This is a genomic window from Allobosea sp., from assembly GCF_030695125.1.
Classification (GTDB): Bacteria; Pseudomonadota; Alphaproteobacteria; order Rhizobiales; family Beijerinckiaceae; genus Allobosea.
Genome location: NZ_JAUYTP010000018.1, coordinates 125,733 through 148,086 on the forward strand (window position 1 = coordinate 125,733; position 22,354 = coordinate 148,086).

The window sequence follows — 22,354 nt, forward strand, 5'->3', positions numbered from 1 at the left end:
ATGAGCAAGATTTCGGTCCGCTCGGCCGCCTTCGGCCTCCTGCTTGCCGCGCTTCCGCTGACCGCCCAGGCGGCCGGCGAACGCGTCGAGCCCCCGGCCCTCAGCTGGTCGTTCTCGGGGCCGTTCGGCACCTTCGACAGGGCCCAGCTCCAGCGCGGCTACAAGGTCTTCAAAGAGGTTTGTGCCAACTGCCACGCGGCGTCGCTGCTGCGCTTCCGCAACCTCTCGCAGCCCGGCGGGCCGGAGTTCTCGGCCGGTCAGATCACCGCGCTGGCGGCGACGTTCCAGGTGCAGGACGGCCCCAACGACGCGGGCGAGATGTTCGAGCGTCCCGGTCGCCCGGCCGATCCGTTCCCCTCGCCCTTCCCCAACGAGCAGGCGGCGCGCGCCGCCAATGGCGGGGCCTACCCGCTCGATCTCTCCGTGATCACCAAGGCGCGCACCTATGAGCGCGGCTTCCCGCGCTTCGTCTTCGACATGTTCACCCAGTATCAGGAGCAGGGGCCCGACTACGTCGCCGCGCTGCTGACGGGGTACAAGGACCCGCCGCCCGAGGGCGTCACCCTGCTGCCGGGCCAGTATTACAACACCTATATGCCCGGCCACCTGATCGCGATGCCCAACGTCCTGAACGACGGCCAGGTCGAATATCCCAAGGGCCCCGATGGCCAGCCCCAGGTCCCCGAAACCGCCAAGCAGTATGCCAAGGACGTGACGTCCTTTCTGATGTGGGCGGCCGAGCCGCATCTCGAGGCGCGCAAGCGTATCGGCCTGCAGGTCATGCTGTTCCTGCTGCTCTTCGGCGGGCTGCTCTACTACACGAAGAAGAAGGTCTGGTCGCGGATGCCCGACGGCACGCCGGCGCACTGACAACGACGGATAGAGAGAAGGCCCCGGTGACGGGGCCTTTTTCGTTGGCGGCTTGCGCTGTCATTGTAGGGATGGGGCGGGTGTGCGAAGGGGCCCAGAGCCAAGCCTCCCTGGCCCGGCCCTGCAACGAAGGACAACAGCATGAGCGAAGCCGTTCTCGGGATCATCGGCGGATCGGGCATCTATGACCTGCCGGGGCTGACGGATCTGCGCGAGGAAGCTGTGGCGAGCCCCTGGGGCGAGCCTTCGGACGTGCTGCGAATGGGGCGCATCGGGCAGACCCGGATCGTCTTCCTGCCGCGTCATGGTCGTGGCCACGCGATCCCGCCTTCGGAGATCAATTACCGCGCCAATATCGACGTGATGAAACGCGCCGGCGTGACCGATCTGGTGTCGCTGTCGGCCTGCGGCTCCTACAAGGCGGAGCACTATCCCGGGCTGTTCGTGCTGGTCGACCAGTTCGTCGACCGCACCAGCGGGCGCCCAAGCTCCTTCTTCGGCCGTGGCTGCGTCGCGCATGTCTCGCTCGCCCATCCGGTCGGGCCGGCGCTGCAGAGCCGAATCGCCGATGCGGCGACGGCCGAGGGGCTCGCCTTCGTGCGCGGCGGGACGCTGGTGACGATGGAAGGGCCGCAGTTCTCGACCTATGCAGAATCGATGACCTACAAGACCCTCGGCTACGACCTGATCGGCATGACGGCGATGCCCGAGGCCAAGCTCGCGCGCGAGGCCGAGATCACCTATGCGACCGTCGCGATGGTGACGGATTTCGACTGCTGGCATGAGGACCATGGGCCCGTCGACGTCGCCGCCGTGGTCAAGGTGCTGCATGAGAACGCCGACAAGGCCAAGCGGCTGGTCGCCCGGCTCGCGGCCGATTTTCCGGCGCAGCGCATCCCCTGTCCGGTGGGCTCCCACAACGCGCTGGACAGTGCCATCATCACCGCCCCCGACGTTCGCGATCCCGCTCTGCTGGCCAAGCTCGATGCGGTGGCCGGGCGTGTGCTGAAAGTGGCCTGACGACGATGAACCTTGCCGACAGCATTCGCTCGATCCCGGATTATCCCAAGCCCGGCATCGTCTTCCGCGACATCACCACGCTTCTGGGCGATGCGCGCGCCTTCCGGCGGGCGGTGGACGAGCTGGTGCAGCCCTTTGCGGGGCTGAAGATCGCCAAGATCGCCGGCATCGAGGCCCGCGGCTTCATCCTGGGCGGGGCCGTCGCGCACCAGCTTTCGGCCGGCTTCGTCCCGGTGCGCAAGAAGGGCAAGCTGCCGCACGAGACGGTCAGCGTCACCTATGAGCTGGAATACGGCACCGACGAGATCGAGGTCCATAAGGATGCGGTCTCGCCCGGCGAGCGCGTGCTGCTGGTCGACGATCTGATCGCGACGGGCGGCACGGCCGAAGGCGCCGTGAACCTGCTCTCGCGCCTGGGGGCCGAGGTGGTCGCGGCCTGCTTCATCGTCGATCTGCCCGATCTCGGCGGCGCCGACAGGGTCCGGCGGCTGGGCGTGCCGGTGCGCACATTGGTCTCCTTCGGCGGGCACTGAAGGCGGCTTCGATGAAGATCCACGGTCAGCCCTACCGCACGATCTGGCTTGCGCCCGATGGCTGGCGAGTCGGCGTCATCGACCAGACGCGGCTGCCCTTCCGCTTCGAGACGGTGACCCTGTCCTCGGCGGAGGCCGCGGCCGAGGCGATCCGCAGCATGGTCGTGCGCGGCGCGCCGCTGATCGGGGCGACCGCCGCCTATGGCGTGGCGCTGGCGATGCGCATGGAGGCCTCCGACGCGACGCTGGACGCGGCGCTTGTCCTGCTCGGCGCGACACGACCGACGGCGGTCAACCTGCACTGGGCCCTGGCGCGGATGCGGGAGCGGCTGGCACCCCTGCCATCGCAGGAGCGCATGGCGGCCGCCTATGCCGAGGCGGCGGCGCTCTGCGACGAGGACGTCGCCTTGTGCCGCGCGATCGGCGAGCACGGTCTCGGCGTGATCCGTTCGATCCAGGCCGAGAAGGCGGAGGGCGCGACCCTCAACATCCTGACCCATTGCAACGCCGGCTGGCTGGCGACCGTCGACTGGGGCACGGCGCTGGCGCCGATCTATCTGGCGCATGACGGCGGCATCCCCGTACATGTCTGGGTCGATGAGACGCGGCCGCGCAACCAGGGCGCGGCGCTCACGGCTTACGAACTCGGCGCCCATGGCGTGCCGCATACCGTGATCACCGACAATGCCGGCGGCCATCTGATGCAGCGCGGCCAGGTCGACATGGTGATCGTCGGCACCGACCGGACGACGGCGAGCGGCGATGTCGCCAACAAGATCGGGACCTATCTCAAGGCGCTGGCCGCGCATGACACTGGCGTGCCCTTCTATGTTGCGCTGCCCTCGCCGACGATCGACTGGACCCTGTCGGATGGTGTGCGGGGCATTCCGATCGAGGAGCGCTCGGCTCGCGAGGTCACGCATCTCTCCGGGCTGGGCGACGATGGCGAGGTCCGGTCCTTCCAGGTGGTCGCGCCGGGCAGTCCCGCAGCCAACCCGGCCTTCGACGTCACGCCGGCGCGTCTCGTGACCGGGCTGATCACGGAGCGCGGCGTCTGCGAGGCGAGCGCTCAGGGGCTGGCGCGGCTGTTTCCCGCGCGCGCCGGACGGCCGGCGGCTTGAGCAGGATGAGACCATGACCAGACACGAATTCGGCGCAGAGATCGTCGCCGTTGCCCAGGCCATCGACAGAGCGGGTTTCTGCCCGTCGAAATCGGGCAATGTCTCGGCGCGGACGGATGCCGGCTTCCTGATCACGCCCTCGGGCCTGCCCTATGCGCAGACGACACCCGATGATCTGATCGAGCTCTCGCTCGACGGCGCGGTGCTATCGGGCGGGCGCAAGCCGTCCTCGGAATGGCCGTTCCATGCCGCGATCTATCAGGCCAGAAGCGAGGCGCAGGCGATCGTCCACACGCATTCGCCGCGGGCCACCGCGCTCGCCTCGACGCGGCGTGGCATCCCCGCCTTCCACTACATGATCGCGCTCTGCGGCGGGGCCGATGTGCGCTGCGCGGAGTATGCGACCTTCGGCACGCCGGAACTGGCGGAGAACGCGGTGCGGGCGCTGGAGGGGCGCAAGGCGGTGCTGCTCGCCAATCACGGTGTCATCGCGCTCGGCGCCTCGCTCGCCGGGGCGCACCAGATCGTGGCGGAGGTCGAGAACCTGGCAGGCCAGTATCTCGACATCCTCGCTGCGGGTCTGGAGCCGGTCATCCTCGACGAGGCGGAAATGGTGCGGGTGAGCGCGAAGTTCGCGGGATACGGCAAGGTCGGCTGAGGCCAGGGCCTTGGTGCTGGGGTATCTTACGGCTTGTTAATGCCCATGCGGCATGAAAGCCTATGATCCTGTCGCCGTACCTGCATGCCTCCCTGGATATGCTCGGCATTGCTGCCTGCGAGTATGACGCGCGGCTGGATGCTGTCAGCTGGAACAGCACATTCCTCCAGTTCTTCCCGGAGGATGACGGCGAGATCTATGTCGGCGAGCCCTACGCGGACAATCTCGTCCGTTTCTATCACTGTCGCCTGTCTCCGGAGGAGATGCCCGAGGTCGAGCGTTACATCGCGGAGGGCGTTGCGCGCCACGCGAACCAGACGCAGCCCTTCGAATTCATTCATCATGGTCGGCGGCTGCGCGCCTCGTCGCTTCGCGCTCCCGATGGCGGGCGTGTGCGGCTGTGGCAGCGGCTGGATGCCGAACATCGGGCGGAGGCCGTTCCCGAACGCGTGCTGCCCGTGTTCGAGGCGCTGCCCTTCATTCCCGACGGAGCGACCATTCTGGACGCGGATGATCGGATCGTCGCCGCCAACGATGCGTTCAGGCAGCTCTACGGCCTGCCCGGAGACCGGCCGGTGGTCGGCTGCACGCTCGACGACATCACCGCCTGGTGCTGGCGCGATGGTTCACCGGCAGGCGCCTGGCGTGCCGCCATTCGCAATGGCCTGCGCTATGACGGTGCGCCCTTCGAAATCGAGTTGCCCGGCCAGCGCTGGCTGAGGGTCGTCGCCCGCCACAGCCTCGGCGGCATCGGCTTCTTCACCCACGCCGACATCACGGCCGCCAAGCGCCAGCACATCGAACTCGTCGAGGCGCAGGCCGCGCTGCAACGGGCCAATGAAGAACTGGCAAAGCTCGCGGGCACCGATGCGCTGACGGGCCTCGCCAACCGGCGCGCCTTCATGGCGTTCCTCGCGGCCGAGGCCCGGATCGCCAGACCGCTGTCGCTGCTGGCGATCGACGTCGATCATTTCAAGGCGATCAACGACCGCTTCGGCCATCTGGTCGGTGACGCCTGTCTGAGGATGATCGGGTCGATCGTGGCCGAGCAGGCCAGCGGCCACCGGCGGCTCGTGTCCCGCATCGGCGGCGAGGAATTCGGCGTGGTCCTCGGCGGAGCCTCGTTGGCGGACGCTCACCGGATGGGGCTCGCAATCCGCGCGGCGCTGGCCCGCGCGCCATGGCGAAGCCTCCATCCCGAGCTCGACCGCGCGACGGTCTCGATCGGGCTCTGCTCCGCCGAGGGGCCGATCGATGAGGACATGCTTTACGGCTGCGCCGATGAGGCGCTTTACGCGGCCAAGCGCAATGGTCGCGACCGGATCGAGTCGCAACCATTGCCGGGCACGCGCCGCCTGGCTTGACCGGACCGTCTGGAGCCTGAGCGGCGCCACACGGCCGGGCCGTACCGCGTCAGCCCTTCGTCCAGGCCGCATACCAGCGCTTGAACAGCGCGAGCTGGGTGCGGGCGTAGTGCTTCTGGCCGTCGCTGAGGCTGTCGGAGGCGTTGAAGTGCAGCTCGTATTCGGGGCTGCCCTCGAGCACCATCAGATATTTGTAGAACAGCACGAGGTCGGGGCCCTCGTCGAAGCTCGACAGCACGGCCAGTGCGCCGTCGAGTTCGAGCGCCTTGGCGCGGGCCGCGACATCGCCTGTGGCGGCCTGCTCGCAGAGCGCCACCAGATGCAGGACGGGCTTGGGCAGCACGTTGCCGATGCCGGTGATCGCGCCGCTGGCGCCGCAATTGACGAAGCCGTGGAAGACCTGCGTGTCGACGCCGACCATCAGGGTGATGTCGTCGGACTGGCCGGTGATGTTCTCGGCCGCATAGGTCAGGCTCTTGGCGCCGCCGAATTCCTTGAAGCCGATCAGGTTGGGAAAGTCCGCGCGGAGCTGGAAGAACAGGTCCGCGCGGGTCTCGAAGCCGTAATAGGGGCTGTTGTAGATCACCGCCGGCAGGCCGTTGGCGGCTTGCAGGATCGCGGCGAAATGCGCCTTCTGGGCGGACGGCGAGGGGCCGCGCGAGAGCACGCGGGGGATGACCATCAACCCCTTGGCGCCGACCGCGCTGGCATGGGCGGCGAGCGCCGCGGCGCGCTGCGTGTTCTGCGCGCCTGTGCCGACGATGACCGGAATGCCCGCTTTGGTCAGCCGCGCGGTGCCTTCCATGCGCTGCTCGTCGGTCAGCAGCGGCCAGTCGCCCATCGAGCCGCAATAGACCACCGCCGACATGCCGGCCGCGATCAGCTCCTGGCCCTTGCGAACAAGGGCGTCGAAATCGGGCGTCCTGTCGGCCCGGCAGGGCGTCATGAGGGCGGGGATGGTGCCGGCGAAGACATCCGAAGCCATGGAGCGTGTCCTTTGTGTGGGCGTGGGCCAGTTTGATCGGGGAAACGGGAGCGCGGCGTGGGCCTCGGGATTGGTGGCCCTCAGGCGTCCTGGCCGAAGGGGTCGTCGATGGTGTGGGCGGGCTTCGTGAACCAGCGCGCGCCGTCCTCCGTCATATAGGCGATGTCCTCGAGGCGGACGCCGAACTCGCCGTAAATGCACATCATCGGCTCGACCGAGAAGCACATGCCGACGGCCAGCGGGGTCTTGTTGCCCTTGACCATATAGGGCTCCTCATGGACGTCGAGACCCAGCCCGTGCCCGGTCCGGTGGGGCAGGCCGGGTACCTTGTAGCCGGGACCGTATCCTGCCGCCTCGATGACGCCGCGCGCGCCGATGTCGACATTTTCGCAGGGCGCGCCGAGCTGGGCGGCCGCGAAGCCGGCGAGCTGGGCCTTCTTCTCCAGGTTCCAGATCTCGCGCTGGCGCGGGCTCGGCTCGCCGAAGACATAGGTGCGGGTGATGTCGGAGCGATAGCCGCCGACCTTGGTGCCCATGTCGATAAGCACCATGTCGCCCTCGACCAGGGTCTGCTCATGGGGGACGCCATGGGGGTAGGCGGTCGCCTCGCCGAACTGGGCGGCGCCGAAGGACGTGCTCATGCCGAGCTTGCGATGGGCGCGGTCGAGGAAGTCCCGGGTCTGGGCAGTCGTCACGCCGGCCTGCAGGGCGCGGGCGGCGGCGCGGTGGACCGCCAGGGTGATGTCCATGGCGCGCTGGATCAGGGCGATCTCGGCGGCTGATTTCAGCTGCCGGCAGGCGGCAGTGATCGTGCCGCCCTGTGCGAAGGTGAAGCGGTTGCCGGCCTTGCGCAGCCCGTCGACGATGAAGAACGGGGTCTGCGGGTCGAGCGCGACCTGCCCGCTGTCATAGCCCATGCTGCGGATGGTCTCGATGACCAGCTGCGTCGGGTCCTCATGCTCTTCCCAGCAGCGGACATCGTCGCCGAAGCGCATGTATTCGCGCGTCTTGGGCTCCTCGAAGGCGGGACTCAGATAGGCGATCTCGCCCTCGGCGGGGATGATCGCGCCGTGCAGGCGCTCGCTGGGATGAAGCTCGATGCCGGTGAAATAGGCCAGGCTTGTCGAGGTATCCAGATAGAGGGCCTGCAGGCCCTGTGCGCGCAGCAGGCCCTGCGCCCGGGCGACGCGCTGCTTGAATTCCGTCACCGCGATCGGCTCGATCCCGTCGGTCATCGGCTTCAGCCCGGCGAGTTCCGCCTCGAAGCTCGATCCGCCTACTCCGGTCGTCATGGTCGCTTGTCCTTAAGCATCAGGCTGGGCAAAGGGAGGAAGGGGGGCGCCACGTCGGCGCCGCCCTTGCCATTAGGGGACATGGATCGTTCCCGAAAGGCGGAGGCGCGGGCGAAGCGGCGCCTCCGGATCGTCTGGCTTCGGATCGGCTTTGGGCTCAGCCGTCCTGCCAGCGCTGCTGCAGCGCCGTCGCCGACATCAGGTCGAAGGAGAGGTCGGAGATCTGCCAGAAGCGCGTGCTGTCCTGCTGGAAGGCCCAGAGGTGGTCGTAGATCTTTTTGAATGCGGGGTTGGCGGCCGACATCTCGGCGTAGAGATCCTTGGTGTGCTTGTAGCTCGCCTTGAGGATGTCGTTGGGCAGCGGGCGTAGCTGCGCGCCGCCGGCAATCAGCCGCTTCAGGGCCGGCGGGTTGAGCGCGTCATATTTCGCCTGCATGTCGTGGCCGGAGGCCATCGCGCAGGTCTTGAGCACCCGCTGATAGGTCGGTGGCAGGCTGTTCCACTTCTCCAGATTGATGAAGAAGCTCAGTTCCGCGCAGCCGTCCCAGAAGCCGGGATAGTAGTAATAGGGCGCGACGCGGGCGAAGCCGAGCTTCTCGTCGTCATAGGGACCGACGAACTCGACCGCATCGAGCACGCCGCGTTCCAGCGCCGGGTAGATGTCGCCGGCGCCGAGCTGCTGCGGCACCACGCCCATCTTCTGCAGGACATTGCCGCCCAGCCCGCCGATGCGCATCTTCAGGCCTTGGAGATCGGCCGCCGACTTGATCTCCTTGCGGAACCAGCCACCCATCTGCGCCCCGGTGTTGCCGGCGGGCAGATTGTAGATGTTGAACTTGGCATAGAACTCGTTGAGCAGTTCGAGCCCGCCGGCATGGAACAGCCAGGCCTGCATCTGGCGGCTGTTGGGCCCCCAGGGAATGACCGTGCCGAAGGCGAAGGCGGTGTCCTTGCCGATATAGAAATAGGAGCCGGAATGGCCCATCTCGACGGTGCCGTTGGTCACGGCGTCGGCGACCTGCAGCGCCGGTACGATCTCGCCGGCCGCGAAGACCTGGATCTTGAACTTGCCGTCGGTGACGGCCGAGACGGCTTCCGAAAGATGCGTGCAGGCGCCATAGAGCGTCTCCAGCGACTTGGGATAGCTCGACGCCAGTCGCCAGGTCACGGTGGGCGTGCTCTGAGCGATCGCCGGGGCGGCGATGCCGGCGGCCGCGCCTGCCGCGGCGCCCTTCAACAATAATCTGCGCTTCATGACCGTCGTTTCCTGCCCATTGTTCTTATGTCGCCGTGATCGGCGTATCGGCAGCTTGGCATGGCGCGCGAGGGCGGGGCAACGAGCGCCATTGCATGACCGTCCGGCAGTGGGCGAGGCCGGTGCGCCTCAGGCGCGGGCACGTTCTTCCATCAGCTTGACCATGACGGTCAGCAACCGGTTGGCGGGCGTCGGGACCCCGAGCCGCTCGCCGGTCCGCACGACATAGCCGTTGAGATGGTCGATCTCGCTGGCCTTGCCGCGGGCGAGGTCCTGCGCCGTCGAGGAGGATTGCGCCGGCATGGCCGGGGCGAGCGCCAGGACGGTGTCGAGGATCTCGGGGCCGATGGCGATGCCGGCGGCCTGCGCCACCGCGCGGCACTCCGCGACGATGTCGGCCATGCTGTGGCGCACGCCCTCGACCGCGATCATCCGGCCATAGGGCAGTTGCGGAATGGCGGAGAGGCCGTTGTAGGCGCAGTTGACGACGAGCTTGGTCCAGAGCGCGCCGATGACGTTCTCCGAGACCTCGGTGGGGATGCCGGCCTGGCCGAAGCTCGTGGCGATGGCGGCGCTGGTCGCGCCGGGGCCGATGACGAGTTCGCCGCGCCCGTGATGGCGGACATGGCCGGGGCCGGGCATCTCGACGGCGACATAGACCGCGGCCGGGATCACCGGGCGGCCGAGGACGTCCTGCAGGCGCGGCGCATTGTCGACGCCGTTCTGCAGGCTCAGAATCGTGGCGTTGGCTGCGAGGTGGGGCGCGATGGCGCGGCCGGCCTCTTGCGTGTCGCCCGACTTCACGCAGAACAGCACGATGTCGGCGCCGGCGACGCCCGAGGGCACGGTCGTGGCCTTGACGGGCAGCGTCTCCGTCGTCCCCCGTGCCTCGAAGACGAGGCCGTGCCGCGCGATCGCCTGGACATGCGGGGGCCGCGCGATCAGCGTCACGCCATGGCCGGCGCGCGCCAGCATCGCCCCGTAATAGCAGCCGACGCCGCCGGCTCCCATGATAGCGATATTCATCGGTTGGCTCCCTGCCTGGGCCAGAGATGGTCGCTACCCAGCTCCGTGGGCTCGGCGCAACCAAGATGGATCAGCGTGTTGAGGAAGTCCGCCCGCAGGATGTCGATGATCGCCCTCGGGCCGTCGGACAGACCGAGCGCCGCGACGGCAAACAGGAACGGCCGGCCGAGCAGGACGAAATCGGCGCCGCAGGCGAGGCTGCGCGCGATGTCGTCGCCGGTGCGCACGCCGCTGTCGAGGATCAGGGCCAGCCGGTCGCCGCAGGCCTCGCGGATGCGCGGCAGCACCTCGATCGAGGACGGCGCGGAATCGAGCTGGCGCCCGCCATGGTTGGAGACGACGACGCCGTCGGCGCCAATGCGCTCGGCCATCAGCGCATCCTGCGGGTTGAGGATGCCCTTGATGACGAGATGATGCGGCCAGGCCTTGCGGATCGCCTCGATGCGAGCCCAGTCGAGGCCGGGGCAGGAGAGCTGGCGGGCGACGAACTCGGCATGGGCGAGGCCGCTCAGCGACCCCTTGTTCTCGATGAAGTTCGCCATGCCCGGCCGTTCGCCGCGCGCGGCCCGCCAGAGCCAGCCGGGATGGCGCGCGACGTCGAGGATGGTGGCGAGCGAGGGTTTCAGGGGGATGGCGAGGCCGTTGGTCAGGTCGCGCACGCGCCGCGCCGGCACGGGGATGTCGATGGTGACGACGAGTGTCGTCACGCCGGCCGCGAGCGCCCGCTGCATCAGCCCGGCGGCGATGGTCTCGTCGGCGCCCGGGTAGAGCTGGAACCAGAGATTGTCCTGGGCGATGCCGGCGATGGTCTCGATCGAGGTCGTGGCGGCGGTCGAGAGCACGTAAGGGATGTTCTGCGCCTTGGCCGCCGCGGCGAGCGCGCGGTCGGTCCCGGGGCAGACGAGATCGGCGAAACCCATCGGCGCGACGCCGAAGGGGGCGGCATAGCGGCGGCCGAACAGCGTGACCTGTGTGTGCGCGGCCGCGCAGTCGCGCAGGGCCTGCGGCATCAGGGCGATCTCGCTGAAGCGTGCCCGGTTGCGTGTGACCGCCTGTTCGGCGCCGGCGCCGCCCTCGATGAAGTCGTAGACCGCGCGGGGCAGGCGCTTGCGGGCGCGCGCCGCCATCTGGGCCGTGCTGAAGATGCGGGCTGCCGCCACGATGCGCTCCTCCCGGAGATGTCTGGCGGGCGGCTCTGCGGCCACCTCGCGCACCCTCCCTACAGGCTGTGCCGGGCCCGCAGAAGCGTCACGGCTGCGATGGGGCTCGTCGGGGAAAGCAGGGCGGGTGGCGTCAACCCGGCTTGCGCTCGACGAAAACGCAGCCGTCGAAGCTGAAGACCTCTTCGCCGTTCTGGTTCACACCGGTGTTGCGGTGGAAGAACAGGCCCCATTGCGGGCGCGAGGTGCTGGCGCGCTTGTCGGTGACCTCGGAATGGTAGGTGATGCGGTCTCCGGCGAAGACCGGCCGCGTCCAGCGCAGGTTCTTGAATCCCGGTGAGGGCCCCAGCCGCGGCGCGTGGCCCGCCCCAAAAGCGGCGAGCTGGCGGCGGCGATGGGTGACCATGGTCGCCATCCAGACCGAGGCCGTATGCCAGCCCGAGGCGGCGAGCCGGCCGAAGGAGGAGGCGGCCGCCGCCGCTTCGTCCATGTGGAAGGGCTGGGGGTCGAAGGCGCGCGCGAAGGCGACGATCTCGTCAGCCGTGAAGACCGTGCTGCCGAGCTCGAAGCGGTCGCCGATCGCGATGTCCTCGAAGAAGCGCGCGGCCGGCGTCGGTTCGGTCGGCGGCTCGATCGGGGAGGGCGAGGATGGCGGGACGTAGAGCGGCGGATGGGCCAGCCAGTCGCCTGCGGGCTGCAGGGCGGCGACGCCGCGCCGGCCGAACATGATCCAGTTGGCCTGCTCCAGCACCGGCTCGTCGCGCTGGTTCAGCAGTTCGAGCTTGAAGCGGACGAGGCCCATTTCCGGGCGCGAGCGCGAGGGCTTGATCTCGGTGACGGTGCGGCGGCCGTGCAGCATGTCGCCCGGCTGGACCGGGCGCAGCCATTTCACCTCCTCGACGCCGGGCGCGCCCATACCCGAGGAGTTGAGCAGGAAGCTCTGCGCCATCAGCCGCATCAGGATCGAGCAGCTGTGCCAGCCCGAGGCGATCAGCGTGCCGACGAAGCTCGCCTTCGCCTTCTCGGGATCGACGTGGAAATCCTGCGCGTCGAAGCGGGAGGCGAAGGCGACGATGTCTCCTTCTGCGACCGCGAGGCTGCCCATGGGCACCGTCTCGCCGACGATGAAGTCCTCGAAAAACAGCATCGCCGTTGGCGCCCGTTCAGTTGGCGAAGCGGAAATGCAGCACGTCGCCGTCCGCGACGACGTATTCCTTGCCTTCCAGCCGGAACTTGCCGGCCTCGCGCGCGCCGCTCTCGCCCTTGTTGGCGATGTAGTCGTCATAGGCGATCGTTTCGGCGCGGATATAGCCCTTCTCGAAGTCGCTATGGATCACGCCGGCGGCGGCGGGGCCCTTGGTGCCCTTCTCGATCGTCCAGGCGCGCGCCTCCTTCGGCCCGACCGTGAAATAGGTGACGAGGTGGAGCAGGGCGTAGCCGGCACGGATGACGCGGTTGAGACCAGGCTCCTCCAGGCCGACGGCCTCGAGATAGTCCTTCTGGTCGGCGGCGGGCAGGACGGCGATCTCGCTCTCGATCTTGGCGGAGACGACGACAGCGACGGCGTTCTCTTCAGCCGCCCGGGCCTTCACCTGCTCGGAGAAGGCATTGCCCTTGTCGGCGGCGGCCTCCTCGACATTGCAGACATAGAGGACGGGCTTGGAGGAGAGCAGGCCGAGCGTCTCGAACATCTTGCGCTCGTCGGCCGCGACCTGGACGAGGCGGGCCGGCTTGCCCTCGCGCAGCAGCACGAGGCAGCGGTTCATCAGATCGGCCAGTTCCTTGGCCTCCTTGTCGCCGGTCTTGGCCTTCTTCTCCAGCGGCAGGACGCGCTTCTCGAGGCTTTCGAGATCGGCCAGCATCAACTCGGTCTCGATGATCTCGATGTCGTTGATCGGCGCGACCTTGCCCTCGACATGGGTGATGTCGCCATCCTCGAAGCAGCGCACGACATGGGCGATGGCGTCGCATTCGCGAATATTGGCGAGGAACTGGTTGCCGAGGCCTTCGCCCTTCGAGGCGCCGCGCACGAGGCCGGCGATGTCGACGAAGGTCAGCCGCGTCGGGATGATCTCCTTCGAGCCCGCGATGGCGGCGAGCTTCTCCAGCCGGGGATCAGGCACCGCGACGTCGCCGACATTGGGCTCGATCGTGCAGAACGGGTAGTTCGCCGCCTGGGCGGCCGCCGTCTGCGTCAGCGCGTTGAAGAGTGTCGACTTGCCGACATTCGGCAGGCCGACGATACCGCATTTGAAACCCATGGTGGTCTTTCGAACTGTCAGATGGTGAGTACGGCGTCGACTGCCGTCGAGAATGGATTGAGGATCGTCAGATCGCCAATCTGCTGGCCGGACGCAAGGTCCTCGGACAGAAAGATGTCGCAGCCATGCGCTAGCGCGGCGGCGATCAATGTCGAATCGAAGAACGAGAACCGGTAGCGAGCATGGACCGACAAGGCGTCGAGCGATGTCTGCGCGGTCATCGCGACCTTGCACCATGGTGTCATCGCCAGCAGAAAACGCGCCAGTTCGTCCCGCGTCACCGAGGGGAACTTGCGCAGGACGTTGTGGGCAAACTCGTTCATGACCTGCGGGCTGATGACGATCAGGTCACGCTCGGCGAGCGCGCTGATCCAATGCCGCGCAATCGCCTGCTTCTGCGGTTCGCGGGAATCGTTCAGATACAGCATCACGTTCGTGTCGATGAAACAGGCGTTCGGCATAGATGTCCTCGCGACTGGTCCGCTCGCTCGCGATGCCGGGAAGATCAGGCCCGGCGAGGAAAGCATCCAGCGCCGCCCTTTGCGTCATTGCGCGACCGAGCCTGCTTTCCGCCAACTCCGCCATGAATTTCGACATGCTCTTGCCTTCGCGCGCCGCCTCGACGCGCATCCGGCTGTAAAGATCATCGGGCAAAGTGATGGTGATGTTCTTCATCGCGGCTCCACGCGCATTCTTGTCGTGTTTCCGTGTTTTCGTGTCAAGCCTCGCGGGGCGCTCTTGGCAACCCGTTGCGCTGGGAGTGCCCTCACGCGAACGTGCGTGGCAAGGACGAGGAGGGGAGCCCACGACTGTCCCGCGACATTCTTCAGCACTGGAACCCCCGCCCATGCGCTCGCTCGCCACTGCCTGCCTCATCCTCGGCCTCACCGTCTCAGCCTCCGCCCAGTCGCCGACGACGCGCATTCGTGGCGAGGTCGAGACCGCCGAGGGCAACACGCTCATGATCAAGACCGTCGATGGCGCCTCGGCGAAGGTCGCGCTGGCGCCGGGCTATTCGGTCGGTGGCGTGGTCAAGGCGACGACGGCCGACATCAAGAAGGGCGGCTTCGTCGGCGTCGGTGCGCGGCCGCAGCCGGACGGCTCGCTGCTGGCGGTGCAGGTCTTCATCTTCCCCGAGGCGATGCGCGGCACGGGCGAGGGGCACCGCCCCTGGGGCGTGCTGCCGGATTCGACCATGACCAACGCCACCGTCGCTGAGACCGTCTCGCGCGTCGAGGGCGCCGGCATCGTGCTGAGCTATCCGGGCGGCGAGCAGAGAGTGACCATTCCGGCCGATGCCAACATCATCATGGCCGCGCCGGCCGACGTCTCGGAGCTGAAGGCGGGCGCGCAGGTGGCGATGACGGCGACCAGACAGGCCGATGGCAGCTTCAGCGCCAGCCGCGTGACGCTCGCCAAGCCCGGCGCGCAACTGCCCTACTGAACGGCCTCAGTCGCCGGACTTCTCGCCGAGGCGCTTCACCGCGCCGTGGCCGCGCGCCTCCATGAAGAGGTGCACCTTGTTCTGAAAGCCGGCGTCGTCGTGCTTCGCCAGCAACTCGGCGTTGTCGGCGCAGGCGGTGCAGAGATCCTCGACCCAGGGACCCTCCGCCTTGCCGAAATCGTTCAGCACATAGGCGTGCACGAGCTCCTTCAGCCCGGGATGCCCGATGCCCATGCGGACCCGGCGGTACTCGTTGCCGATCGCCGCCGTGGTCGAGCGCAGGCCGTTATGGCCGGCATTGCCGCCACCGAGCTTCACCCGCAGCTTGGCGGGGGCGAGGTCGAGTTCGTCATGGAAGACGATGACGTCGGCGGGCGCGACCTTGAAGAAGCGTGCGGCCTCGCCGATCGCGCGGCCGGATTCGTTCATGTAGGTCTGGGGCTTGAGCAGGACGACCTTCTCGGTCCCGATCGTCGCCTCGCAGGCCTCGGCCTGGAAGCGGCCGCGCCAGGGCGAGGCGCGATGCGTACGCGCGATGGCGTCCAGCGCCATGAAGCCGATATTGTGGCGGTTGCGGGCATAGCGCGCGCCCGGATTGCCCAGTCCTGCGAAGATCAGCATGGTGATGGTTGTGCCTCACAGCAAAACGGCCGGGAAGCCCCGGCCGTCCGCAGTCTCTGAAGTCGGCGATCGTGCCTGATCAAGCCTTCGGCTTGGTCTCGGCAGGAGCGGCGGCGGCCTCAGCCGCGTCTTCGGTTTCCTCAGCCATCGGCGGAACGATCGTCACGATGGTGGCGTCGGAGCCGACCGAGAGCTTGGCGCCCTTGGGCAGCTTGATCACGCTGGCTTCGAGGGAGTCGCCGATCTCCAGACCGGCCACCGAAACCTCGAAGGCCTCGGGAATGTTCTCGGGCTCGACCGTGATCTCGAGCGCGTGCTCGACGATCTGAACGGCACCGCCGTTCTTGACGCCCGGGCTGGCATCCTGGCCGACGACATGGATCGGAATCTCGACCGTCACGGTCTGGCCGGCGGCGACACGCAGGAAATCGACGTGGATCGGGAAATCCTTGACCGGATCGAGCTGGTAGTCGCGCGGGATGACCCGCTGCGTCTTGCCGTCGACGCTGATTTCGAACAGCGTGGTCAGGAAATGGCCGCCATAGATCATCAGGCGGGTCTTGTTGGCGTCGAGCGCGATCGCCTCGGGAGCGGCGCCGCCCCCATAGATCACGGCGGGTGTCAGGCCTTGACGACGAACTGCACGGGCGGCCCCCTTGCCGACCTGTGCGCGCGCCGAAGCCTCGATTTGCTTCACGGCGGTCATGGTTTAGTCCTTGCTTGAAATGAGAAGGCCGCCTGCTGGCGGCCTCATGGCAGTTTTGCGCCCGTGCCTCCAAGGGTGTCAGTCGGGTGCTGGCAGGCTCATAAGCGAAAAGCGTGTCGATCTCAAGCCCGCAGGCACCGCTCAAGCCGCCGAGGCGGTGACGCCTTGCAGCGCGGCGAGGGGCCGGTCGGGCTTGCGGCCGAGACGCTGCAGCAACTCGCCGACGAGACCGGCGGGCATCGCCGGCGCATAAAGGAAGCCCTGACCGAGCCGACCGCCCTTGGCGCGCAGCCAGTCCGCCTGGGCCTGCGTCTCGATGCCCTCGGCAATGATCTTCATGTCGAGCCGGTTGGCGATCCGAACCATCGCCTCGACGATGACACTGCTCTTGGCGCTGCTCTGGGCTGCCGCGATGAAGGAGCGGTCGATCTTGATGATGTCGACGGGAAAGTCGAGGAGGTGCGTGAGCGAGGCGAAGCCGGTGCCGAAATCATCGAGCGCCACGCAGATGCCGTGTTCGCGCAGCGCCGCGATCGTGCGGGCGACGCCGTCCTTGCGGCCGCCCATGAAGACCTGCTCGGTGATCTCGATGACGAGATTCCGAGGCGGGACCCCGACCCGCTCCAGCGCCTTGACGATGCGCTGGACGAGGTCGCCCTTCTCGAAATCGGCGGCCGTCACGTTCAGGCCGACATGTTGGATGTCGAGGCCGGCCCGCTTCCAGGCTGCGATGTCGCCGGCGACGGCGCCGAGCATCTGCCCGGTGAGCCGGTAGGCGACTTTCGGGTCGCCGAGAGCCTCCTGAAACTCGCCGGCCGAGGCGATGCGCCCGTCCGGCATCCGCATGCGGGCGAGAGCCTCCAGGCCGACGATCTCGCCGGTGTCGATGCGAACAACGGGCTGGTAATGGGCGATCACGCGTCCTTCGGTCAGGGCCTCGGCGACATCGCGCTTGGTCTGCAGACGGCGGATCATCGAGGAGCGCAGGCCCTCCCTGAAGCGGACATAGCCTCCGCGGCGCGTCTCCTTGGCGTGGTACAAGGCGAAGTCGGCGTCCTGCCGCAGCTTGACGGTGTCGCCACGCTGTTCGTCGGCCAACGCCGCGCCGATGGTCACGCTCGGCATGATGCCATTGCCGTCATGGTCGAGCGGGCGTGCCATGCCGGCGATGATCGCGCTGGCGACGAGGCGCATATCCGCGGCGCGGCTCCCCTTGGGCAGGAGCACCGCGAATTCGTCACCGCCGATGCGGAAGGCGGTGGCCTGGCCGACAACGGCCTGGATGCGGGCCGCCACCGTCGCGATCAGCGCATCGCCTGCGGCATGGCCCATCGTGTCGTTGATCACCTTGAGATGGTCGATGTCGATCAGCATCAAGCCGAAATCCGTCGTCACCCCGGCGTTCATCTGGGTGATCGATTCGTTGAAGCTCGCCCGGTTGGGCAGGCCGGTCAGCGTGTCGAAATAGGCGAGCCGATGATTGCGGGCGCGGACTTCCTCATGCTCGATCGCGATCGCGCAGAGATGGAGGCAGGTCGCGACGATCTGGCGCTCGATGGCGTCGGGGCCGCGGGGGTGGTCGTAGTAGAAGGCGAAGCTCCCGACCACGCGTCCGTCGCGTGCGTTGATCGGGCTCGACCAGCAGGCGCGCAGGCCAAGCGGCAAAACGAGATGGGTGAAACCCTGCCAGAGCGGATCGGTCGCGATATCCGTGACGCAGACCGGCTCGCCGCGAAAGATCGCCGTGCCGCAGGAGCCGACGCGCGGTCCCGCCGGCACCCCGGTGACGGCGGCGGCGTAGGCATCGGGCAGGCTCGGGGCCGCCAGCGCGATCAGGCGATTGTCACTGTCGACGGTCACGACCGAGCAGATCACGCCAGGGGCGATGGCCTCGGCGCGCAGGCACAAGCGCTGCATGATGGCGCGCAAGGCCTCCCCGCGGGCAATGGCCTCCAGAATTTCGTTCTGGAGCGCTTGCAGGCGCTCGGACGAACAGTTTTCACACATCGACGCCCACCTTGACCATGCGGCAGCTATGCCGGCGCGGCGTGAAAGTGAGGTTTCGGCGATGTTTCAAATTGCGCGGATCCGAAAATCGCGCTCCGGCCACGCGCCTTCGGGCGTTCAGGCGGCCGCCAGCCCGAGCCGCTCGTCGCGGCGGCGCAGCAGATGCATCAGGGGCAGAGCCAGCAGCACCATCCAGGCCTTGCCGATGATCTGGCCGCTCAGGAAATCGAGGCTGCCGAAGGCGAGCTGCAGGAAGACGATGCTGTCGACCACGAGGCCGATCAGGCTCGACGCGACCACCGCAGTGACGAAGCGGCGCTTCTGCAGGGGCGTGTAGACGGCGAAATCGGCGAGCTCCGACAACAGGAAGGCGGCGACCGAAGCGACCACGATCGCGGGGGGCGCCAGGAAGCCCGAGATCGCGGCGCCGACCGCAATCGCGCCCAGCGCCGCGGGCGCGCCGAGGCGACGCTGGACGATGTCGCGCAGCACGAGCGCCAGCCCGATCATCAGCACGCCGCTCGGCGCCTTGATGCCGGGCCAGACCGGGACGAGGCAGGGGCCATTGGGCACGCAGACCGTGCCGGCATTGCCGATCAGCCAGTTGGCGGCCGGAATGGTCAGGGTGAAGAGGGCGAGGGCAACGAGCCCTTCGACCCTGCGCTGGCGGTCAAGAGTCATAGGATGGTCCGCTGTCGTCGGGAGAAATCAGATAGGCGCCGTAGCCCCTGGCGCGCAGGTCGCAGGCCGGGCAGTGGCCGCAGCCATAGCCCCAGGGATGGCGGGTCGAACGGTCGCCGAGATAGCAGCTGTGGCTGTCCTCGACGACGAGATCGAGCAGGGGCTCTCCGCCCAGCGCCCTGGCGAGCGCAAAGGTCTGGGCCTTGTCGCGCCACATCAGCGGGGTGTGCAGCACCAGCCTGCGATCGAGCCCTAGGCCCAGCGCGACCTGCATCGCCTTGATGGTGTCGTCGCGACAATCGGGATAGCCGGAATAGTCGGTCTCGCAGACGCCCAGCACGATATGCCGTGCGCCCCGCCGATAGGCGAGCGCCGCGGCGAAGGTCAGGAAAATCAGGTTGCGGCCGGGCACGAAGGTGGTCGGCAGGCCGGTTTCGGCGAAGGCGATCTCGCTGTCGCGGGTGAGCGCGGTCTCGGAAATCGCGCCCAGCGCGGCGAGGTCGATCAGATGATCGGCGCCCAGCCGCGCGGCATAGGTCGGCGACAGTGCCGGCAGCCGGTCGCGGATCACCGCCCGGCAGTCCAGCTCGACGCGGTGGCGCTGGCCATAGTCGAAGCCGACGGTCTCGACCGCATCGAAGCGGTCGAGCGCCCAGGCGAGCGCGACGGTCGAATCCTGGCCGCCCGAGAACAGGACGAGGGCGCGGCTGTCGCTCATCTCGTTCTCCTCAGCCCTCATCCTGAGGAGCGGCCGCAAGGCCGTGTCTCGAAGGATGTTCCAGAGCGCGCTGGAGCATCCTTCGAGACGCCGCTGCGCGGCTCCTCAGGATGAGGGCTGTGAATAATGCCGACACTTTGTCAGTCGAACAGGCTGGAGACGCTGGTTTCCTGCGCCGTGCGCTCGATCGCCTCGCCCATCAGTTGCGCGATCGAGAGGACGCGGATGTTGCGCGCGACCTTCACGGCTTCGGTCGGCATGATCGAATCGGTGATCACGAGCTCCTTGAGCTTGGAATTGGCGATGCGCGCCACGGCGCCGCCCGAGAGCACGCCATGGGTGATGTAGGCGTAGACCTCTGCCGCGCCCTGGGCGAGCAGCGCCTCGGCGGCGTTCACCAGCGTGCCGCCGGAATCGACGATGTCGTCGAGCAGGATGCAGGAGCGGCCTTCGACCGAGCCGATGATGTTCATGACCTCGGACTCGCCGGGCCGGTCGCGGCGCTTGTCGACGATGGCGAGCGGGGCGTCGATGCGCTTGGCGAGCGCACGGGCACGTACCACGCCGCCGACGTCGGGCGAGACGACCATGGCGTTCTTGTAGTCGAGCCGCTCCTTGATATCGCGCGACATCAGCGGGGCGCCGAACAGGTTGTCGGTCGGGATGTCGAAGAAGCCCTGGATCTGCCCGGCATGCAGGTCGAGCGTCAGCACGCGGTCGACGCCGGCATGGGTGATCAGGTTGGCGACGAGCTTGGCCGAGATCGGCGTGCGGCCCGACGCGCGCCGGTCCTGCCGCGCATAGCCGAAATAGGGGATCACCGCCGTGATGCGGCGCGCCGATGAGCGGCGCAACGCATCGGTGATGATCAGCAGTTCCATCAGATGGTCGTTGGTCGGGAAGGAGGTCGACTGGATGATGAAGACATCCTGGCCGCGCACGTTCTCCTGGATCTCGACGAAGACCTCCATGTCGGCGAAACGCCGCACGACCGCCTTGGCGAGCGGAATCCCGAGATGGGTGCAGATCGCTTCCGCGAGCGGCCGGTTGGAATTGCCGGCGACGACTTTGAACGAAGAAGGCATGCCGTGGCGCACCGTTTACAGCTGGCTGGGCGGGCCTGCATGAAGCCGGCTCGGGTCGCAGGGCTCTTAACAGCGGTGTGACAGCGAGTCGACCGCTGCACTGCGAAAGGCGTGTGAAATGGTTGCTGGGCGGCTTTCGGCGCCCTTCTGTCGGATCGACGGCTGACGCTCCGGGGCTCGGCCGGGGTCCGGGGCCGCCCGGGCCGATCGCGGCTCCCGCCTCCAGAGCGTCCTGTTCGTCAGAGTTTCTTGCCGGCCGCCGCCGATGCGGTGGCGGCGGTGCGGCCGGTCGCCGGCGCGGTCGTCGCCTTGGCCTTGTCGGCTGGCAGGACGGTTTCGACGGCCGGCGTCGTCACCAGGAAACTCGCGATCGCGTCCATCGATTCGGCCGCCGCCTTGGCGACGATGGTCTGGTCGATGCCGGACCACGGATCCGAGGTGCCGCCGCGCCGGCCGAGGCTTTCGCCCTGGACGCGCTGGGCGCGCTTCTTGGTCTCGTCATAGACATCCCAGACGAAGGCGAGCGAGGTCTGGCCGTCCTCGGTCGGCTGGGCTGTGAGATAGCCGCGAACGCGGAAGCGGGCCGGCTTGTCGCCGGGGACGATTTCCATGCGCCGCTCGGCGGCGGCCTCGCCGAGAAGCCCGGCAAAGCGGGTCGTCACGGCATCAGGTGCACCCGAAATGCTCTGCACGGAGACCGGCACGCCCGGCGCATCGACGCGCGGTCGCGCGGCCGTGGTGGTTTCCTGGCAGCCGGCAAGCGCCAGCGCCAAGGCGGGCCCCAGAACGAGGCCGCTCAAACGATCGATCATGACGCCTCCCGCTTGTCTTTGCGCGTACGGGTTGGAGTGCCTGGGTAGTCCCTGTGACGCCTTTCTAGGCGCAACGCCGCGCGAGGTCCAGATCGTCCGTCCGGGCCCGGGTTGCCCGCGTCCCGGCGCCGCGATTGCGGCGCGCGGCATCCTCGCCCATATAACCGGCGACAGGGCGCATGAGGCCCGGACCGGAGAGCCCCCATGGTCACGACCAGCAGCCGTATCCTCGACGACATCGCCCGTCTCGCCACCGATGCCGCTGGTGCGGCCCAGGGCGTGCGTCGCGAGGTCGAGACCGTCGTGAAGACGCAGATCGAGCGCCTCCTGCGCGATCTCGACGTGGTCACGCGCGAGGAGTTCGAGGCCGTGCGCGAGATGGCGGTGCTGGCCCGCGAGGAGAACGACAAGCTCAGCCAGCGCCTCGCAGCGCTCGAGGCCGCGCAGCCCAAGCCCTGACCGAACCCGCCCCGAGGCGGGCTCCGCGTCAAACGCCTGGGACACACCACCGTCTGCTGCTCACGGAAGCTTGCGCCGGACGCTCGCGGGTGCGGCCATGGGCCGACGCCTGACGGCTGCGTCCACAGCCATGTGCTGTGGACAGGCTCCGACGGGGATTGAGCCCACCTCCGAATCCGCCGAGCGTTACATCGTGTTGGGAGTGTCACACGCCCTGCGCTAACGTCGGTGGAGAAATTGATTCGTCAGTCCAGCCGCTTAGGCCGGGTTCGTCGA

General features: G+C 68.0%; 24 protein-coding genes. 8 read left to right on the plus strand and 16 right to left on the minus strand.

Annotation, left to right across the window (positions count from 1 at the left end):
* From Q8S38_RS05895 to Q8S38_RS05920, 6 genes are all read left to right on the plus strand, one after another.
* Nucleotides 1–870: a cytochrome c1 gene (locus Q8S38_RS05895; RefSeq protein WP_305679492.1), complete on the plus strand. Its 870-nt coding sequence runs from the start codon at nucleotides 1–3 to the stop codon at nucleotides 868–870.
* Between the two features lie 141 nt (nucleotides 871–1,011).
* Nucleotides 1,012–1,890 (plus strand): S-methyl-5'-thioadenosine phosphorylase, encoded by an 879-nt coding sequence (locus Q8S38_RS05900; RefSeq protein WP_305679493.1) that lies wholly within the window; start codon nucleotides 1,012–1,014, stop codon nucleotides 1,888–1,890.
* A gap of 5 nt (nucleotides 1,891–1,895) precedes the next feature.
* A complete protein-coding gene (locus Q8S38_RS05905; protein WP_305679494.1) occupies nucleotides 1,896–2,423 on the plus strand; it encodes an adenine phosphoribosyltransferase in 528 nt (175 codons plus the stop codon).
* A gap of 11 nt (nucleotides 2,424–2,434) precedes the next feature.
* Nucleotides 2,435–3,544: an S-methyl-5-thioribose-1-phosphate isomerase gene (gene mtnA, locus Q8S38_RS05910; protein WP_305679495.1), complete on the plus strand. Its 1,110-nt coding sequence runs from the start codon at nucleotides 2,435–2,437 to the stop codon at nucleotides 3,542–3,544.
* A gap of 13 nt (nucleotides 3,545–3,557) precedes the next feature.
* Nucleotides 3,558–4,202 carry a class II aldolase/adducin family protein gene (locus tag Q8S38_RS05915; RefSeq protein WP_305679496.1) on the plus strand — a complete coding sequence of 215 codons (645 nt, stop codon included), beginning with the start codon at nucleotides 3,558–3,560 and terminating at the stop codon, nucleotides 4,200–4,202.
* Nucleotides 4,203–4,264: 62 nt separating this feature from the next.
* Nucleotides 4,265–5,566, plus strand: a complete 1,302-nt coding sequence (locus Q8S38_RS05920; protein ID WP_305679497.1) for a diguanylate cyclase — start codon at nucleotides 4,265–4,267, stop codon at nucleotides 5,564–5,566.
* 49 nt (nucleotides 5,567–5,615) lie between these two features.
* On the opposite strand, the gene Q8S38_RS05925 is transcribed toward Q8S38_RS05920, so the two are convergent.
* From Q8S38_RS05925 to Q8S38_RS05965, 9 genes are all read right to left on the minus strand, one after another.
* The gene (locus tag Q8S38_RS05925; RefSeq protein ID WP_305679498.1) at nucleotides 5,616–6,551 is read right to left on the minus strand and encodes a dihydrodipicolinate synthase family protein; all 936 of its coding nucleotides are present in this window, start codon (nucleotides 6,549–6,551) and stop codon (nucleotides 5,616–5,618) included.
* Between the two features lie 80 nt (nucleotides 6,552–6,631).
* Entirely contained in the window at nucleotides 6,632–7,843 is a 1,212-nt protein-coding gene (locus Q8S38_RS05930; RefSeq protein ID WP_305679499.1) for a M24 family metallopeptidase, read from the minus strand.
* Nucleotides 7,844–8,000: 157 nt separating this feature from the next.
* A complete protein-coding gene (locus Q8S38_RS05935) occupies nucleotides 8,001–9,098 on the minus strand; it encodes a TRAP transporter substrate-binding protein (protein WP_305679500.1) in 1,098 nt (365 codons plus the stop codon).
* Between the two features lie 129 nt (nucleotides 9,099–9,227).
* The gene (locus Q8S38_RS05940) at nucleotides 9,228–10,124 is read right to left on the minus strand and encodes a ketopantoate reductase family protein (protein ID WP_305679501.1); all 897 of its coding nucleotides are present in this window, start codon (nucleotides 10,122–10,124) and stop codon (nucleotides 9,228–9,230) included.
* Nucleotides 10,121–11,284 carry an alpha-hydroxy acid oxidase gene (locus tag Q8S38_RS05945; protein ID WP_305679502.1) on the minus strand — a complete coding sequence of 388 codons (1,164 nt, stop codon included), beginning with the start codon at nucleotides 11,282–11,284 and terminating at the stop codon, nucleotides 10,121–10,123. The genes Q8S38_RS05940 and Q8S38_RS05945 overlap by 4 nt, the downstream gene beginning before the upstream one ends.
* A 133-nt stretch (nucleotides 11,285–11,417) precedes the next feature.
* Nucleotides 11,418–12,431, minus strand: a complete 1,014-nt coding sequence (locus Q8S38_RS05950; RefSeq protein WP_305679503.1) for a MaoC family dehydratase — start codon at nucleotides 12,429–12,431, stop codon at nucleotides 11,418–11,420.
* A gap of 16 nt (nucleotides 12,432–12,447) precedes the next feature.
* Entirely contained in the window at nucleotides 12,448–13,545 is a 1,098-nt protein-coding gene (gene ychF, locus Q8S38_RS05955; RefSeq protein WP_305679504.1) for a redox-regulated ATPase YchF, read from the minus strand.
* 17 nt (nucleotides 13,546–13,562) lie between these two features.
* Nucleotides 13,563–13,973, minus strand: a complete 411-nt coding sequence (locus Q8S38_RS05960; RefSeq protein ID WP_305679505.1) for a PIN domain-containing protein — start codon at nucleotides 13,971–13,973, stop codon at nucleotides 13,563–13,565.
* Nucleotides 13,894–14,220, minus strand: coding sequence for a ribbon-helix-helix domain-containing protein (locus Q8S38_RS05965; protein ID WP_305679506.1), 327 nt, complete (start codon nucleotides 14,218–14,220; stop codon nucleotides 13,894–13,896). Before Q8S38_RS05965 ends, Q8S38_RS05960 begins: the two co-directional genes overlap by 80 nt.
* Nucleotides 14,221–14,392: 172 nt before the next feature.
* On the opposite strand from Q8S38_RS05965, the gene Q8S38_RS05970 reads away from it, so the two are divergent.
* The gene (locus tag Q8S38_RS05970) at nucleotides 14,393–14,989 is read left to right on the plus strand and encodes a single stranded DNA-binding domain-containing protein (RefSeq protein ID WP_305679507.1); all 597 of its coding nucleotides are present in this window, start codon (nucleotides 14,393–14,395) and stop codon (nucleotides 14,987–14,989) included.
* Between the two features lie 6 nt (nucleotides 14,990–14,995).
* On the opposite strand, the gene pth is transcribed toward Q8S38_RS05970, so the two are convergent.
* The 7 genes from pth to Q8S38_RS06005 all read right to left on the minus strand — a co-directional run bounded on the left by pth (nucleotide 14,996) and on the right by Q8S38_RS06005 (nucleotide 21,619).
* Nucleotides 14,996–15,610: an aminoacyl-tRNA hydrolase gene (gene pth / locus Q8S38_RS05975; RefSeq protein WP_305679508.1), complete on the minus strand. Its 615-nt coding sequence runs from the start codon at nucleotides 15,608–15,610 to the stop codon at nucleotides 14,996–14,998.
* Between the two features lie 79 nt (nucleotides 15,611–15,689).
* Nucleotides 15,690–16,316 carry a 50S ribosomal protein L25/general stress protein Ctc gene (locus tag Q8S38_RS05980; protein ID WP_305679509.1) on the minus strand — a complete coding sequence of 209 codons (627 nt, stop codon included), beginning with the start codon at nucleotides 16,314–16,316 and terminating at the stop codon, nucleotides 15,690–15,692.
* A gap of 141 nt (nucleotides 16,317–16,457) precedes the next feature.
* Complete coding sequence (locus tag Q8S38_RS05985) at nucleotides 16,458–18,323, minus strand: putative bifunctional diguanylate cyclase/phosphodiesterase (protein ID WP_305679510.1); 1,866 nt, start codon at nucleotides 18,321–18,323, stop codon at nucleotides 16,458–16,460.
* 117 nt (nucleotides 18,324–18,440) lie between these two features.
* A complete protein-coding gene (locus Q8S38_RS05990) occupies nucleotides 18,441–19,004 on the minus strand; it encodes a VUT family protein (RefSeq protein WP_305679511.1) in 564 nt (187 codons plus the stop codon).
* Nucleotides 18,994–19,722 (minus strand): 7-cyano-7-deazaguanine synthase QueC, encoded by a 729-nt coding sequence (queC, locus tag Q8S38_RS05995; protein WP_305679512.1) that lies wholly within the window; start codon nucleotides 19,720–19,722, stop codon nucleotides 18,994–18,996. The genes Q8S38_RS05990 and queC overlap by 11 nt, the downstream gene beginning before the upstream one ends.
* Before the next feature lie 140 nt (nucleotides 19,723–19,862).
* Nucleotides 19,863–20,807: a ribose-phosphate pyrophosphokinase gene (locus tag Q8S38_RS06000; protein ID WP_305679513.1), complete on the minus strand. Its 945-nt coding sequence runs from the start codon at nucleotides 20,805–20,807 to the stop codon at nucleotides 19,863–19,865.
* A gap of 239 nt (nucleotides 20,808–21,046) precedes the next feature.
* Nucleotides 21,047–21,619, minus strand: coding sequence for a hypothetical protein (locus tag Q8S38_RS06005; protein ID WP_305679514.1), 573 nt, complete (start codon nucleotides 21,617–21,619; stop codon nucleotides 21,047–21,049).
* A 204-nt stretch (nucleotides 21,620–21,823) separates the two neighbouring features.
* On the opposite strand from Q8S38_RS06005, the gene Q8S38_RS06010 reads away from it, so the two are divergent.
* A complete protein-coding gene (locus tag Q8S38_RS06010; RefSeq protein ID WP_305679515.1) occupies nucleotides 21,824–22,078 on the plus strand; it encodes an accessory factor UbiK family protein in 255 nt (84 codons plus the stop codon).
* Nucleotides 22,079–22,354 lie beyond the last annotated feature (276 nt).

What these genes read in the sequence shown, in the direction of transcription:
- Q8S38_RS05940 (WP_305679501.1), bottom strand. Translation starts at nt 10,124, where the DNA reads ATGAATATCGCTATCATGGGAGCCGGCGGCGTCGGCTGCTATTACGGG.
- Q8S38_RS05950 (WP_305679503.1), bottom strand. Translation starts at nt 12,431, where the DNA reads ATGCTGTTTTTCGAGGACTTCATCGTCGGCGAGACGGTGCCCATGGGC.
- Q8S38_RS05985 (WP_305679510.1), bottom strand. Translation starts at nt 18,323, where the DNA reads ATGTGTGAAAACTGTTCGTCCGAGCGCCTGCAAGCGCTCCAGAACGAA.
- pth (WP_305679508.1), bottom strand. Translation starts at nt 15,610, where the DNA reads ATGCTGATCTTCGCAGGACTGGGCAATCCGGGCGCGCGCTATGCCCGC.
- queC (WP_305679512.1), bottom strand. Translation starts at nt 19,722, where the DNA reads ATGAGCGACAGCCGCGCCCTCGTCCTGTTCTCGGGCGGCCAGGATTCG.
- Q8S38_RS05935 (WP_305679500.1), bottom strand. Translation starts at nt 9,098, where the DNA reads ATGAAGCGCAGATTATTGTTGAAGGGCGCCGCGGCAGGCGCGGCCGCC.
- Q8S38_RS05965 (WP_305679506.1), bottom strand. Translation starts at nt 14,220, where the DNA reads ATGAAGAACATCACCATCACTTTGCCCGATGATCTTTACAGCCGGATG.
- Q8S38_RS05990 (WP_305679511.1), bottom strand. Translation starts at nt 19,004, where the DNA reads ATGACTCTTGACCGCCAGCGCAGGGTCGAAGGGCTCGTTGCCCTCGCC.
- Q8S38_RS05905 (WP_305679494.1), top strand. Translation starts at nt 1,896, where the DNA reads ATGAACCTTGCCGACAGCATTCGCTCGATCCCGGATTATCCCAAGCCC.
- Q8S38_RS06000 (WP_305679513.1), bottom strand. Translation starts at nt 20,807, where the DNA reads ATGCCTTCTTCGTTCAAAGTCGTCGCCGGCAATTCCAACCGGCCGCTC.
- ychF (WP_305679504.1), bottom strand. Translation starts at nt 13,545, where the DNA reads ATGGGTTTCAAATGCGGTATCGTCGGCCTGCCGAATGTCGGCAAGTCG.
- Q8S38_RS05925 (WP_305679498.1), bottom strand. Translation starts at nt 6,551, where the DNA reads ATGGCTTCGGATGTCTTCGCCGGCACCATCCCCGCCCTCATGACGCCC.
- Q8S38_RS06010 (WP_305679515.1), top strand. Translation starts at nt 21,824, where the DNA reads ATGGTCACGACCAGCAGCCGTATCCTCGACGACATCGCCCGTCTCGCC.
- Q8S38_RS06005 (WP_305679514.1), bottom strand. Translation starts at nt 21,619, where the DNA reads ATGATCGATCGTTTGAGCGGCCTCGTTCTGGGGCCCGCCTTGGCGCTG.
- Q8S38_RS05895 (WP_305679492.1), top strand. Translation starts at nt 1, where the DNA reads ATGAGCAAGATTTCGGTCCGCTCGGCCGCCTTCGGCCTCCTGCTTGCC.
- Q8S38_RS05915 (WP_305679496.1), top strand. Translation starts at nt 3,558, where the DNA reads ATGACCAGACACGAATTCGGCGCAGAGATCGTCGCCGTTGCCCAGGCC.
- Q8S38_RS05930 (WP_305679499.1), bottom strand. Translation starts at nt 7,843, where the DNA reads ATGACGACCGGAGTAGGCGGATCGAGCTTCGAGGCGGAACTCGCCGGG.
- Q8S38_RS05980 (WP_305679509.1), bottom strand. Translation starts at nt 16,316, where the DNA reads ATGACCGCCGTGAAGCAAATCGAGGCTTCGGCGCGCGCACAGGTCGGC.
- Q8S38_RS05920 (WP_305679497.1), top strand. Translation starts at nt 4,265, where the DNA reads ATGATCCTGTCGCCGTACCTGCATGCCTCCCTGGATATGCTCGGCATT.
- Q8S38_RS05960 (WP_305679505.1), bottom strand. Translation starts at nt 13,973, where the DNA reads ATGCTGTATCTGAACGATTCCCGCGAACCGCAGAAGCAGGCGATTGCG.
- Q8S38_RS05900 (WP_305679493.1), top strand. Translation starts at nt 1,012, where the DNA reads ATGAGCGAAGCCGTTCTCGGGATCATCGGCGGATCGGGCATCTATGAC.
- mtnA (WP_305679495.1), top strand. Translation starts at nt 2,435, where the DNA reads ATGAAGATCCACGGTCAGCCCTACCGCACGATCTGGCTTGCGCCCGAT.
- Q8S38_RS05970 (WP_305679507.1), top strand. Translation starts at nt 14,393, where the DNA reads ATGCGCTCGCTCGCCACTGCCTGCCTCATCCTCGGCCTCACCGTCTCA.